The sequence below is a fragment of the Paracoccus sp. S3-43 genome (assembly GCF_029027965.1).
Classification (GTDB): Bacteria; Pseudomonadota; Alphaproteobacteria; order Rhodobacterales; family Rhodobacteraceae; genus Paracoccus.
Window position 1 is genome coordinate 1626078 of record NZ_CP119082.1, and the last position, 13042, is coordinate 1639119.

A 13042-nucleotide genomic window follows, 5' to 3' on the forward strand; every position below is an offset into this window, starting at 1 on the left:
GGGCATCATGTCCTATGACGCGATGGAAACCATTCGGAACACGAACGAATGGATGGGGGCATCGGCCCGCGCGATCGCATCCTATCCGGTCTTCGCGCTGAACGCCCATCCGATCTTCAAGCTGATGAGCGCGTGGGGCCGCGTCACCGAACGCAGCTATGCCCGCATGGTCATCAAGCCCGACTGGGAAATCCCGCCCATCGCCGGCGATCAGGGCCAGGACCACATCGTCTATGTGGAACCCGTGTTGAAACGCCCCTTCGGCGACCTGATCCACTTCCGCGTCGCCCGGCGCGAGGTGCAGCCCCGCAAGGTGCTGCTGATCGCGCCGATGTCGGGCCATTACGCCACGCTGATGCGGTCCACGGTCACGTCGCTGCTGCCCGATTGCGAGGTCTATGTCACCGACTGGCACAATGCCCGCGACATCCCCGTCAGCGAAGGCAAGTTCGACATCGAGGATTACACCCAGTATCTGGTCGATTTCATCCGCCACCTGGGGCCGGACACGAATGTCATTGCCGTCTGCCAGCCCGCGCCCCTGGCCTTGGCCGCGGCCGCGATCCTGGCCCAGGATGATCCCGCGTCCCAGCCGCGCACGCTGACGCTGATCGGCGGTCCCGTCGATCCCGACGCCGCCGCGACCGAGGTCACCGATTTCGGCAACCGCATGACCATGGGCGAGCTCGAACATACGATGATCCAGTCGGTCGGGTTCAAGTATCGCGGCGCCGGGCGGATGGTCTATCCGGGGCTGGCGCAGCTGTCGTCCTTCATCGCGATGAATGCCGAAACCCATGCCAAGGCCTTCATTGACAAGATCTGGTCCGAGGCGCGCGGCACCGGCAGCGAAGGCGACAAGCACAACAGGTTCTATGACGAATACCTGGCGGTCATGGACATGACGGCCGAATTCTATCTCTCCACGGTCGAGCGGATCTTCAAGAACGGCGAGATCGCCCGGAACGCCTTCGTGGTCAACGGCCGTCCGGTCGACATCGGCAGGATCACCGACGTGGCCGTGATGACGGTCGAAGGGTCGAACGACGACATCTCGGCCCCCGGCCAATGCGTCGCGGCGCTGGCGCTGTGCACCGGCGTGCCGCAGGCGCGCAAGCGGCAGCATCTGGAACAGGGCGCGGGCCATTACGGCATCTTCGCGGGCAAGTCCTGGCGGCTGAACATCCGGCCCCTGGTGCTGGATTTCATCGACGAACACGTGACCCTGCCCGACACCTCCAGGCCCCGCAAGCAGCGGGTGCGCGGCGGCATCGCGGCGGATTGCGGCGCGACGGATCCCTTTACCGACAGCAGCAAGATCGCCGTCTAGGAACCCGGCCTCGCGGTCGGTCGTTCATCCCCGGACAGCCGCATGGGGCGGCACGGGGATATCGAATGACCGACGACAAGCACGCCGCGACCTTCTGGGACCGCCTGGACGACATCAATACCGGGATGCTGGGGCTTGTGGACGATGCCCGGCTGGTCCCGATGTCGCATTACGCCGAACCGGAAGCCGACAGGCTGTGGTTCATCACGGCCAAGGGCACCGATCTTGCGACCTCGGTCGCGGGGGGCGGCAAGCCGGCCCTGCATGTCGTCAGCGACGCGGCCGAAGGGTTGTATGCCCGGATCGACGGCACCCTGTCGCTGTCAGACGACCGGGTCAAGCTGGATGAATTGTGGAACGCCGTCGCCTCAAGCTGGTTCGAGGACGGCAAGCGCGACGAAGACGTGCAACTGATGCGCTTCGACATGACCGAGGCCGAGGTCTGGGCAACCGGCGGCAAGCTGGCCTTCGTCTATGAGATCGCCAAGTCCAAGGTGACGGGCCTGAAGCCCGACATGGGCGAGCATTACAGGCTGACCTTCTGATCAGCGCAGGATCCGGCCGATCCAGCCGGTGATCACCCTTTCAAGCCGTGGCGTCAGGGCGGGCGACAGCGCCTCGCCCGCGATGACATGGGCGTCGGGATCGTCCTTCGGACCCGGCGCCACCTTCAGGACCGTCGCCGTCCCGCCCCAATCCGCCGCCACCCTGGCCGAGGCGGCGTGATCCACGATCCGGTCCGCATCAGACCAGATGAACAGCGCGGGCACCATCGCGCCGCCCCAGCCGCCCTGTCGCGCCTGCCGCAGCAGCGTGCCCACCGCCAGCGTCGCGGACAGCGGATAGCAGCTGGTCCACCGGGCGCGATGCAGGTCGTTGCGGGTCGTGAAGCATCGCTGCGGATCGCCCGCCAGCCGGATCAGCCCCCGCGCGAAGGGCAAATCCAGCAGCCATGCCGTCCGTGCCCGCAGCCGGAAATTGGGCGAGATCAGGATCGCCCCGTCCATCATCCGTCCCAGTCGCGGATCGCGCGCCGCCAGGGCCGCCAGGGTGGCGCCCGTGGACATGCCGATCACCACGACCCGGCGGCCCATCCGCCGCGCGGCCCCCAGCCCTAGCGCCAGATCCTGCCACCAGTCCTGCGCGGTCGCCTCCGCCAGATCGGCCCCATCCATGCCATGGCCGGTCAGCCTGATCGCCAGAAGAGTGGCCCCCAGATTCCGCGCGACCTGTTCCGGCAAGGGGCGCAGTTCCGCAGGGCTGGCGGAAAAGCCGTGGACATAGAGAATGGCGATGTCGGCGATCCGCCCCGGCTGCCCGGCCCAATGCAGGGCGGACGCGACCTCGGGACGGACCCCGGACTCTCGTCCGGCCAGCCAGGCCCGCAGGTCGCCGGGCGGATCGACGCCGTCCTGATCCTGGCGCAGCCTGTCCCGCGGCGCGAAGGCCCAGAACAGCCCCAAAGCCGCCAGCAGGCCAAGCCCCAGCCTAAGCCAGAACATCGTCGATGGATTGGCCGATCAGCCGCAGGCATTCCGGCGTGGAAAAGCGGTGATCCGCGCCCTTGACCAGCGTCAGCCGGATGTCGCCGCCGGTGGCGTGATCCAGCAGCCGCATCGCCCAATCGACCGGCACGTCGGCATCGGCCGTGCCTTGCAGCATCCGCACCGGGACGGGCAGCGGCAGCGGCTGGTCCATCACCAGATGGTCGCGCCCGTCCTCGATCAGGCGGCGGGTGATGACATAGGGCTGGTCGCTGTAATCGCTGGGCAGCGCCACCCGCCCCGTCGTCATCAGCGCCTGGCGCTGCGCATCGTCGAAGCCCGCCCAGAACCCCTGTTCGGTGAAATCCGGCGCGGCGGCGATGGTCACCAGCCCGGCCACCCGCTGCGGCATCGCGCGGGCCACCAGCAGGCTGATCCAGCCGCCCATCGAGGATCCGACCAGCACCTGCGGCCCGTCGGTCAGCGCCTCGATCACCTGGCGGGCGTCCTGGAACCAGTCACCGATGCAGCCTTCCTCGAAACTGCCGCTGCTGTCGCCATGCCCGGAATAGTCGAAACGCAGGAAGGCGCGGTTCTGTTCGCGCGCCCAGTCGTGCAGCCACAGCGCCTTGGTGCCCGTCATGTCGGACTTGAACCCGCCCAGGAACACCACGCCCGGCCCGCGCCCGCTGCTGCGCTGAAAGGCCAGCATCCGTCCGCTTGCGGTTTGCAGCCGCTCGGCCATGGCGATCCTCCTCGGATATGTCACAGTCGGGTCATCGTCGTTCTCTATGCGTAACGGCATCACAAGTGATTCATGAGGTCAAGAATGTCCGTCCTTTCCATCCGCGGCCTGATTGCCGCCACCGCCCTCGCGTTTGGCGCCAGTGCCGGGGTCGCCGCCCCTGTCTCGGCAGTGGATGTCGCAAAAGCGCCCGCCATCTATGGCAGCAACTACTGGAACGCGGGTTTCCGGTTCACCGCCAATACCGACCTGGATGTCGTCGCGTTGGGCAATTATGACTATCAGCAGAACGGCTTCCTGTTCGGCAGCAATCTGCCGGGCCGCGCCGAGATCGGTCTGTTCGACCTGACCGGCAACCTGCTGGCCTCGGCCACGATCAACGGGGCCGAAGGCTATCTGGTCGGTGCCTTCCGCTATCTGGATCTGCTGTCGCCCGTGCGCCTGTCCGCCGCGTCGGATTATGTGATCGCCACCTGGTCGAATGATCCGCGCTTCTATTTCAAATCCGACTGGCAGGCGCATCTCGGTGGGTCTCTCGGGGTCACGGTCGATGACCGCATCGCCCTGAAAGGCGATCTCGACAGCGGCCGCGGCACCGGCCTTGCCTTCCCGACGATCAGCCGGACCGACGCGCTGGCCAATATCGGCCCCAACATGCTGATCGACGCCGTTCAGCCGGCGCCCGTTCCGGTTCCGGCGGCCGGCGTGATGCTGGTGACGGCCCTTGGTGGGCTTGCCGTGGCGCGCCGCCGCAAGCGGGCCTGATCGGTCACACTGGCGGAACTTTCAGGGCCGGGGAAAAGAAACCCCCGGCCTTTCTCTTGACAAGCCTCGTCATATCGTTAGGCCCACGCAGATAACCCGCAACCGGGCGTTCCGTGGGCGCCAGACCGACGAGGAGGACGATATGTCCCAGATTTCCCTGACTTTCCCCGATGGCAATTCGCGCGACTATCCCGCCGGGATCACGGCGGCGCAGGTGGCCGAAAGCATCGCGCCCAGCCTGGCGAAACGCGCCATCTCGGCCAGCCTGGACGGGCGGCATATCGACCTGCAATGGCCGATCACCGCATCGGGCGCGATCAGCATCAATACGCTGAAGGACGATGCCCCCGCCCTGGAACTGATCCGCCACGACTTCGCCCATGTCATGGCCCGCGCGGTGCAGGAACTCTGGCCCGATGTGAAGGTCACCATCGGCCCGGTCCGCGATTACGGCTGGTTCTACGACTTCGACCGGGCGGAACCCTTCACGCCCGAGGATCTGGGCCTGATCGAGGCACGGATGAAGCAGATCATCGCCGCCCGCGATCCCGTGCGGACCGAGGTCTGGGACCGCGACCGCGCCATCGCCTATTACAAGGACCGGGGCGAGCCGTTCAAACTGGAACTGATCGACCGCATCCCCGAGGGCGAGGATCTGCGGATGTATTGGCATGGCGACTGGCAGGATCTGTGCCGTGGTCCGCACCTGCAGAACACCGGACAACTGCCCGCCGATGCCTTCAAGCTGACCCATATCGCCGGCGCATACTGGCTGGGGGACAGCTCTCGCCCGATGCTGCAACGCATCTATGGCGTGGCCTTCCGCAACCGCGACGAGCTGAAGGCCCATCTGACCATGCTGGAGGAGGCCGCGAAACGCGACCATCGCAAGCTGGGCCGCGAGATGGACCTGTTCCACATGCAGGAAGAGGCGCCGGGCCAGGTCTTCTGGCACCCGAACGGCTGGAGCATCTATACCACCCTGCAAGCCTACATGCGCCGCCGCCAGCGCGCCGACGGCTATGTCGAGGTGAACACCCCCCAGGTGGTCAGCCGCAAGCTGTGGGAAGCCTCGGGGCATTGGGAAAACTATCAGGACAACATGTTCATCGTCGAAGTGGACGAGGAGCACGCCAAGACCAAGACCATCAACGCGCTGAAACCGATGAACTGTCCCGGCCATGTGCAGATCTTCAACCACGGCCTGAAATCCTATCGCGATCTGCCGCTGCGCCTGGCCGAATTCGGATCGTGCAGCCGCTATGAGCCTTCGGGCGCGCTGCACGGGATCATGCGGGTGCGCGGCTTCACCCAGGATGACGGGCATATCTTCTGCACCGAGGATCAGATCGAGGCCGAGACCAGGAAGTTCATCGAATTCCTGGCCCTGGTCTATGCCGACCTGGGCTTTTCGGGATGGCGCATCAAGCTGTCGACCCGGCCGGAAAAGCGCATCGGCAGCGACGAAAGCTGGGATCGGGTCGAGGAAGCACTGGGCAATGCCTGCAAGGCCGCCGGATACGACTACGAACTGTTCCCCGGCGAAGGCGCCTTCTATGGGCCGAAACTGGAATTCGTGCTGACCGACGCCATCGGCCGGGACTGGCAATGCGGCACCTTGCAGGTGGATCCGAACCTGCCCGAACGGCTGGACACGGAATATGTGGGCCAGGACGGCGCCAAGCACCGGCCGATCATGCTGCATCGCGCGGTCCTGGGATCGTTCGAACGCTTCATCGGCATCCTGATCGAGAACAGCGCGGGCAAGCTGCCCTTCTGGCTGGCGCCCCGTCAGGTGGTGGTGGCCTCCATCGTCTCGGACGCCGACGCCTATGTGGCCGAGGTGGTGGCCGAACTGCGCGCGGCGGGCGTCCGGGCCGAGGCCGATACCCGGAACGAGAAGATCAACTACAAGGTCCGCGAACATTCCGTGGCGAAAGTCCCGGCGATTCTTGCCATCGGCATGAAGGAAGTAGAGGATAGGACGGTATCGCTTCGGCGCCTCGATCAGCAGGGGTCGCGTTCGTTACCGTTAACCGAAGCCATTGCCGCGCTGAAAGACGAAGCCACCCCGCCGGACCTGCGTTGAGTGGCGTCTTTCCGGCAGCTTATCGCGTGCGGACCTTCCTCCGCGCGCGTTTCCCGCTTGCCTTTTTTAGCGATTCGTCCATCCTCTCACCAGCGTGAGCGAAGCCTTTCTACCGCCTCCCTTCCACGGGCAGCCGGAATACCGAAAGCGGGCTGCACGGCCTGACGCAATCCTGCGCCAGGATGACTTGAAGGAGAGAACGGTTATGGCGACCGGAACGGTTAAATGGTTCAACGCCACCAAGGGCTATGGCTTTATTGCCCCCGATGACGGCGGCAAGGATATCTTCGTCCACATCTCGGCCGTTGAACGCGCCGGGCTGACGGGCCTGAAGGACAACCAGAAGATCGCATACGAGCTGCAATCGGGCCGCGACGGCCGTGCCTCGGCCAGCGATCTGAAGCTGCTCTGATCCGGCTTTGCAGGATTGCGGAACGGCCCGCCCGCGCGGGCCGTTTTTCATTTGCGCGCCTCGAAAGGACCGGCCCATGATCCCGCTGGACATCTTCGCGGACCCCGTCTGCCCCTGGTGCCTGATCGGCAAGGTCGAACTGGACAGGGCCCTGGAAAGCCGCCCGTCGCATCCCTTCCGGATCGCCTGGCACCCGTTCCGGCTGAACCCGCAGATGCCGCCGGGCGGCATGGACCGGACCGTCTATCTGCGCGCCAAGCTGGGACCGCGCGCCGAGGATGCCAGCCGCGCCGTGGCGCAGCGGGCTGCCGCCCTGGGGCTGGTCCTGAACCCGTCGCCGCGCGAACCGGACACCACCGACGCCCACCGGCTGATGCACTGGGCCGGGCTTGAGGGCGCGCAGACCCGCGTCATGTCGGGGCTGCTTCGCGCGTATTGGCAGGAAGCCCGCGACATCGGCGATGCGGCGGAACTGGCGCGGATCGCGGCGGCGGCGGGCATGGATGCCGCCATGGTGACGCGCCTTCTGGCCAGCGACGCCGACCGGGATCAGCTTGCCGCGCGCGAACAGCACGCGCGGGATCGCGGCATCGCCTCGGTCCCGACCTTCATCGTCGCCGACCGGCACGCGATCAGCGGCGCGCAGCCCGCAAGCCTGTGGCGGCAGGTGATCGACGAACTGGTCGAGGCCCCGAAATAACTTGCACAGTGTGCAAGTTTGGCTTACAGGAACCGCCTGACGAAAGGCCCCCTCATGTCCGTGATCGCCCCCGATGCACCTGCGCCGCAGCGGCGTCTGCCCCTGCCCGAATTCGTGGCGATGCTGGCCTTTCTGTTCGCCACCGTCGCCTTTTCCATCGACGCGATGCTGCCCGCCCTGCCCGACATCGCGGCCGAGCTGACGCCCGACAACGTGAACCGCGCGCAGCTGATCCTGACCGTCTTCATGGCGGGCATGGGGATTGGCACCCTGTTCGTCGGTCCCGTTTCCGACGCCATCGGCCGCAAGCCCGCGATTTACCTAGGGGCCGCGATCTATGTCGTGGCAACCCTGGCGGCGATCTTCGCCCATTCCCTCGAATTCCTGCTGGCGGCCCGCTTTGTCCAGGGACTTGGCGCGGCCAGTCCGCGCATCGTCGGCATGGCGCTGATCCGAGACTTGTATTCGGGCCGGGAGATGGCGCGGATCTCCAGCTTCGTGATGATGGTCTTCATCCTGATCCCCGCGCTGGCGCCGTCGATCGGGGCGGGCATCATCTGGTTTTCGGGCTGGCACGGGGTTTTCGCGGCCTTCATCCTGTTCGCCCTGATCGGCTCCACTTGGCTGGGCCTTCGCCAGGCCGAGACGCTGCCCCCCGCGAGGCGCCGTCCGCTGCGGCTGGGACCGCTCAGCGCGGCGGCGCGCGAGGTGCTGGCCGACCGCCAGGTGATGCTCTGCACGGTCGTGCTGACGCTGGGCTTCGGGCAGATGTTCGGGCTGCTGTCCTCGGCCCAGCAACTGTTCGGCGAGGCCTATGGCAAGGGCGAGAATTTCCCCGCCTGGTTCGCGTTGATGGCGCTGTTGTCCGGGGCGGGAACGCTGCTCAACGCGACCTTCGTGATGCGCTTCGGGATGCGGCGGATCGCCAAATGGGCCTATATCATGCAGACGGTGGTCTCGGCGGCGATGCTGGCCCTGACCCTGGCCGACGCCCTGCCCGCAAGCCTGCGCTTCCCGGCCTTCTTCTTCTGGGCGGTCAGCGTGTTCTTCATGGCGGGGGTGACCTTCGGTAACCTGAACGCCTTGGCGCTGCAACGCATGGGCCATATCGCCGGAATGGCCGCATCCATCATCGCGGCCCTGTCCACCATCGCCGCCACGCTGATCGCGGCCCCGGTGGGGCTGCTCTATGACGGCACGGCGGTCCCGGCGATCACGGCCACGCTGATCTGCTCAGCCCTGGCGTGGTTCCTGATGCGGCGTCTGCGAGACTGACAGATCCGCCCGGCGGGACCGCGCCGCCACGAACCGGGCATTGGCAAGGTCGTTGCGCAGATGCGCGGCGATCCGGTCGGCATCCTTGCCGAAGCCCCGCCAGCGCGCGGTCAGGCGCCGTTCCAGCTCGCCGACCCCACATCCAGCCAGACCGTCAGATCGAAACGCAGCCGGTTCCAAGGCGCCGCGTCCAGCAGCAGGTAATTGCCCTCGATCACCACGATCCGATGATGGGGGGCCACGACCCCGGCCCCGGCCACCGCGATTTCCCGGCTTCGGTCGAAAACCGGAAAGATCACCTCGGTCCCCCGCAGCGCCAGCCGTTCGACCAGAACCGCAAATCCTTCGGCATCGAATGTCTCGACCGCGCCCTTGCGCGCCAGCAGACCGCGCGCGGACAGCACCCGGTCATCCAGGTGAAACCCGTCCATCGGCACCAGAACGGCATCGTCCAGCCGCGCCACCAGGGCCTCGGCCAGGGTGGACTTGCCCGACCCCGGCGCCCCCGCCACCGCGCTGCTGGACATTCCGGTCGTGGTGATCGAGGGCAGCCTGGCCCGCAGCGCCCGCATCCTGGGCGCCGCCGCCCTGCCGCTGGCGCATTTCTTCGAACCGGACGGCGCGCTGGCTTGACAGCGGCGCGCCCGCCCTTATAAGCGCCGCTTCCATTGGTGTTGGTGGACCCCGCAAGGGGAAGCCTGTCGGGCCTTTCGGCCAAAGGACAACGCCCTTCGACAACGTGAAAGAAGGAGATCAGCGGTGACCAAACGCACCTCTGCCAAATACAAGATCGACCGCCGCATGGGCGAAAACATCTGGGGCCGCGCCAAGTCGCCGGTCAACCGCCGCGAATATGGCCCCGGCCAGCACGGCCAGCGCCGCAAGAACAAGCTGTCGGATTTCGGCACCCAGCTGCGCGCCAAGCAGAAGCTCAAGGGCTATTACGGCGACCTGACCGAAAAGCAGTTCCGCCGCATCTATGCCGAGGCCGAACGCGTCAAGGGCGACACCGGCGAGAACCTGATCGGCCTGCTGGAGCGCCGGCTTGACGCCGTGGTCTATCGCGCGAAATTCGTGCCGACCATCTTCGCCGCCCGCCAGTTCGTGAACCACGGCCATATCGAGGTGAACGGTCAGCGCGTCAACATCGCCTCCTATCGCGTGAAGGAAGGCGACGTGATCTCGATCCGCGAACGGTCGCGCCAACTGGCCATCGTGCTGGAAGCCGTCGGCCTGGCCGAGCGTGACGTGCCCGACTACCTGGAAGTCGACCACAACAAGATGACCGCCACCTTCGTGCGCACCCCGGCCCTGGGCGACGTGCCCTATGCCGTGGTGATGGAACCGAACCTGGTCGTCGAATATTACGCCAAGAACTGATCCTGTCCTCTTGCAGGGCATCGGGCCGCGTCCTTCGGGGCGCGGCCTTTTTCGTTGCCGCCGACCTTTCTTGCCGTTTCATCATGCACTAAAGGGGGCGCGAGAGGATCCCGACATGACGCAGATCACCCCCCAGCCCGGCATCATGGACATCGCGCTCTACGTCAGCGGCGAAAGCAGTCTGCCGGGGCGCAGCGACGTGCTGAAGCTGTCGTCGAACGAAAACCCGCTGGGTTCCAGCGACAAGGCCCGCGCGGCCTATGCGGCGGCGGCGGCGGATCTGCACCGCTATCCGAACACCGATCACGCCCCCCTGCGCCGGGCCATCGGCGAGGTCCACGGGCTGGATCCCGACCGGATTATCTGCGGCGTCGGCTCGGACGAGGTGCTGCAATTCGTGGTCCAGGCCTTTGCCGGGATCGGGGATCAGGTCATCACCACCGAACACGGCTTTTCGATGTATCCGATCCTGGCCCGCATGGTCGGCGCCGTCCCCGTCACGGTGCCCGAGGCCGAACGCCGCATCGACGTGGACGCCATCCTTGCGGCGGTGACGGACCGCACCCGGATCGTCTTCATCGCCAACCCCGCCAACCCGACCGGCACCATGCTGACCCCGGACGAGGTGCGGCGGCTGGTGGACGGCCTGCCCGCGACGGTGCTGCTGGTCCATGACGGCGCCTATACCGAATTCGCGGCGGGCGCCGATGGCGGCGCGGGACTGGTGGACCGCCATCCCAACGTCATCATGACGCGCACCTTTTCAAAGATCCACGGGCTGGGCGGCTTGCGGATCGGCTGGGGCTATGCGGCCCGCGACATCATCGACGTGCTGAACCGCATCCGCCAGCCCTTCAACCTGTCCAACGCCCAGATGGCCGCGGCCGAGGCCGCCATCCGCGACACCGCCTTCCGCGACCATTGCGCCGATCTGAACGCCCGGATGCGCGACCGCCTGCGCAATTCGCTGATCCAGATGGGCATCGGCTGCGACGAGAGTTTCGCCAATTTCGTGCTGGCCCGCTTTGCCGGCCCGGCCGAGGCCGAGGCCGCCGATGCCGCCCTGCGCCGCGACGGCATCCTGGTGCGCCGCGTCGCGGGCTATGGCCTGCCCGCCGCCCTGCGCATCACCGTGGGCGACGAACAGGGCGTGACCCGCGTGCTGGAGACGCTGGGCCGCTTCATGGCGGATCGGAGGGGCGCATGAGCGTGATCTATGACCGCGTGGCGCTGATCGGCCTGGGTCTCATCGCCGGGTCCATGGCCCATGCCATCCGCAAGGGGGGCCTTGCGCGCGAGATCGTCGGTTACGCCCGCAGCGCCGAGACGCGCGAGACCGCGCGCGAGATCGACCTCTGCGACCGCGTCGTGGACAGCGCGGCCGAGGCCGTGGCGGATGCCGATCTGGTGGTGCTGGCGGTGCCCGTGGGGGCCATGGCGACGGTGGCGGCGGATATCGCGCCGCATCTGAAGCCCGGCGCGACCGTGACGGATGTGGGCTCGGTCAAGCAGTCGGTGATCGACGCCGTGGCGCCGCATATTCCGCCGGGCGTCCATTTCGTGCCGGGCCACCCCCTGGCGGGGACGGAACATTCCGGCCCGCGCGCGGGCTTTGCCGATCTGTTCCGCAACCGCTGGTGGCTGCTGACCCCGCTGCCCGACACCGACCCCGCCGCCGTCGACCGACTGACCGAACTGGTCCGCGCCATGGGCGCCAAGACCGACCGGATGGAGCCCGCGCATCACGATCTGGTGCTGGCCGTCACCAGCCACGCCCCGCACCTGATCGCCTTCACCATGGTCGGCGTCGCCGACCACCTGCGCCGCGTCACGGACGAGGAGGTGGTGCAGTATTCCGCCGCCGGGTTCCGCGACTTCACCCGGATCGCCGCCAGCGACCCGACCATGTGGCGCGACGTGTTCCTGCACAACAAGGACGCCACGCTGGACATCCTGGGCCGCTTCACCGAGGAGCTGTTCGTCCTGCAACGGGCCATCCGCATGGGCGACGGCCAGCAGCTGTTCGACTATTTCACCCGCACCCGCGCGATCCGGCGCGGCATCATCGAGGCCGGTCAGGATACCGCCGCCCCCGATTTCGGGCGGATCGCTCCGGCCCGCTGAGGCTTTCATCCCGGACCGCGCTGCCCTAGCGTGGCGGATATGGACGGTTGGGACAGATGCGACGGATTGATTGGGTCTTCGGTTACGGTTCGCTGATCTGGGATCCGGGTTTTTCCCCGGTCGAGACCGCGCGCGCCTGGGTGGCGGGCTATGCCCGCAGCTTCTGCCTGCGCTCGGTCCAGCATCGCGGCACGCAGGCGCTGCCGGGTCTGGTGCTGGGCCTGGACGAACAGCCGGATGCCGAATGCGGCGGCGTGGCGCTGCGCATCGCGGATCACGACCATGACGAGGTGCTGGCCTATCTGCGCGCCCGCGAACTGGTGACGGAAGCCTATCAGGAAACGATCCTGCCCCTGCGGCTCGAGGACGACCGCCAGGTCGAGGCCCTGGCCTATGTGATGCGGCGCGATCATGTCCAATATGCGGGCGGGCTGGCCTTGGCCGAACAGGCGCGGATCATCGCCCAGGCTCATGGCGCGCGCGGGCCGAACGCGGATTACCTGTTCAACACCGCCGCCCATCTGGCGCAGATCGGCCTGGGGGACGCGGTGCTGGACGACCTGTCCGCCCAAGTGCGCAAGCTGCTGGAAACGGGCGAAAACCCCGACGATTGACTTTCGGATCGCTTGGCAAGCGCCGGGCCGCATCCTACAGTCGGGTCCAAGGACAGTCCTGGCCAGGGAAGGCGATCAGTTGAGCGAACCAACCAGCAGCCAACGGCCCGATACCCCCGTGCTC

At 66.9% G+C, this 13042-nt stretch carries 15 protein-coding genes; 12 read left to right on the plus strand and 3 right to left on the minus strand.

Features of this window, described 5'->3' with window-relative positions:
* Window positions 1-7 precede the first annotated feature (7 nt).
* Both phaZ and PXD02_RS08460 read left to right on the plus strand, forming a co-directional pair.
* A complete protein-coding gene (gene phaZ / locus PXD02_RS08455; RefSeq protein ID WP_473092077.1) occupies window positions 8-1330 on the plus strand; it encodes a polyhydroxyalkanoate depolymerase in 1323 nt (440 codons plus the stop codon).
* A 65-nt stretch (window positions 1331-1395) separates the two neighbouring features.
* A complete protein-coding gene (locus PXD02_RS08460) occupies window positions 1396-1875 on the plus strand; it encodes a pyridoxamine 5'-phosphate oxidase family protein (RefSeq protein ID WP_275103487.1) in 480 nt (159 codons plus the stop codon).
* Here PXD02_RS08460 and PXD02_RS08465 read toward each other — a convergent pair whose 3' ends face one another.
* On the minus strand, window positions 1876-2832 hold the full coding sequence (locus tag PXD02_RS08465) for an alpha/beta hydrolase (RefSeq protein ID WP_275103488.1): 957 nt from the start codon (window positions 2830-2832) through the stop codon (window positions 1876-1878).
* Window positions 2819-3559 carry an alpha/beta hydrolase gene (locus PXD02_RS08470; RefSeq protein ID WP_275103489.1) on the minus strand — a complete coding sequence of 247 codons (741 nt, stop codon included), beginning with the start codon at window positions 3557-3559 and terminating at the stop codon, window positions 2819-2821. The genes PXD02_RS08465 and PXD02_RS08470 overlap by 14 nt, the downstream gene beginning before the upstream one ends.
* Window positions 3560-3643: 84 nt before the next feature.
* Between PXD02_RS08470 and PXD02_RS08475 the strand changes: the two genes are divergently transcribed.
* The 5 genes from PXD02_RS08475 to PXD02_RS08495 all read left to right on the plus strand — a co-directional run bounded on the left by PXD02_RS08475 (window position 3644) and on the right by PXD02_RS08495 (window position 8800).
* Window positions 3644-4324 (plus strand): VPLPA-CTERM sorting domain-containing protein, encoded by a 681-nt coding sequence (locus tag PXD02_RS08475; RefSeq protein ID WP_275103490.1) that lies wholly within the window; start codon window positions 3644-3646, stop codon window positions 4322-4324.
* Window positions 4325-4466: 142 nt separating this feature from the next.
* Complete coding sequence (thrS, locus tag PXD02_RS08480; RefSeq protein ID WP_275103491.1) at window positions 4467-6413, plus strand: threonine--tRNA ligase; 1947 nt, start codon at window positions 4467-4469, stop codon at window positions 6411-6413.
* A gap of 205 nt (window positions 6414-6618) precedes the next feature.
* Entirely contained in the window at window positions 6619-6825 is a 207-nt protein-coding gene (locus tag PXD02_RS08485; protein WP_089388183.1) for a cold-shock protein, read from the plus strand.
* Between the two features lie 76 nt (window positions 6826-6901).
* A complete protein-coding gene (locus PXD02_RS08490; RefSeq protein ID WP_275103492.1) occupies window positions 6902-7525 on the plus strand; it encodes a DsbA family oxidoreductase in 624 nt (207 codons plus the stop codon).
* A gap of 54 nt (window positions 7526-7579) precedes the next feature.
* Window positions 7580-8800 (plus strand): multidrug effflux MFS transporter, encoded by a 1221-nt coding sequence (locus PXD02_RS08495; RefSeq protein ID WP_275103493.1) that lies wholly within the window; start codon window positions 7580-7582, stop codon window positions 8798-8800.
* A 110-nt stretch (window positions 8801-8910) separates the two neighbouring features.
* On the opposite strand, the gene PXD02_RS08500 is transcribed toward PXD02_RS08495, so the two are convergent.
* Window positions 8911-9312, minus strand: coding sequence for a nucleoside/nucleotide kinase family protein (locus tag PXD02_RS08500; RefSeq protein ID WP_275103494.1), 402 nt, complete (start codon window positions 9310-9312; stop codon window positions 8911-8913).
* On the opposite strand from PXD02_RS08500, the gene PXD02_RS08505 reads away from it, so the two are divergent.
* From PXD02_RS08505 to PXD02_RS08525, 5 genes are all read left to right on the plus strand, one after another.
* Window positions 9287-9433: a hypothetical protein gene (locus PXD02_RS08505; RefSeq protein WP_275103495.1), complete on the plus strand. Its 147-nt coding sequence runs from the start codon at window positions 9287-9289 to the stop codon at window positions 9431-9433. The two genes, PXD02_RS08500 and PXD02_RS08505, sit on opposite strands and share 26 nt — an antisense overlap.
* 126 nt (window positions 9434-9559) lie before the next feature.
* Window positions 9560-10180 carry a 30S ribosomal protein S4 gene (gene rpsD, locus PXD02_RS08510; protein WP_275103496.1) on the plus strand — a complete coding sequence of 207 codons (621 nt, stop codon included), beginning with the start codon at window positions 9560-9562 and terminating at the stop codon, window positions 10178-10180.
* A 115-nt stretch (window positions 10181-10295) separates the two neighbouring features.
* Complete coding sequence (gene hisC, locus PXD02_RS08515; protein WP_275103497.1) at window positions 10296-11387, plus strand: histidinol-phosphate transaminase; 1092 nt, start codon at window positions 10296-10298, stop codon at window positions 11385-11387.
* The gene (locus tag PXD02_RS08520; RefSeq protein WP_275103498.1) at window positions 11384-12304 is read left to right on the plus strand and encodes a prephenate/arogenate dehydrogenase family protein; all 921 of its coding nucleotides are present in this window, start codon (window positions 11384-11386) and stop codon (window positions 12302-12304) included. The genes hisC and PXD02_RS08520 overlap by 4 nt, the downstream gene beginning before the upstream one ends.
* A gap of 56 nt (window positions 12305-12360) precedes the next feature.
* A complete protein-coding gene (locus PXD02_RS08525; RefSeq protein ID WP_275103499.1) occupies window positions 12361-12918 on the plus strand; it encodes a gamma-glutamylcyclotransferase in 558 nt (185 codons plus the stop codon).
* Window positions 12919-13042 lie beyond the last annotated feature (124 nt).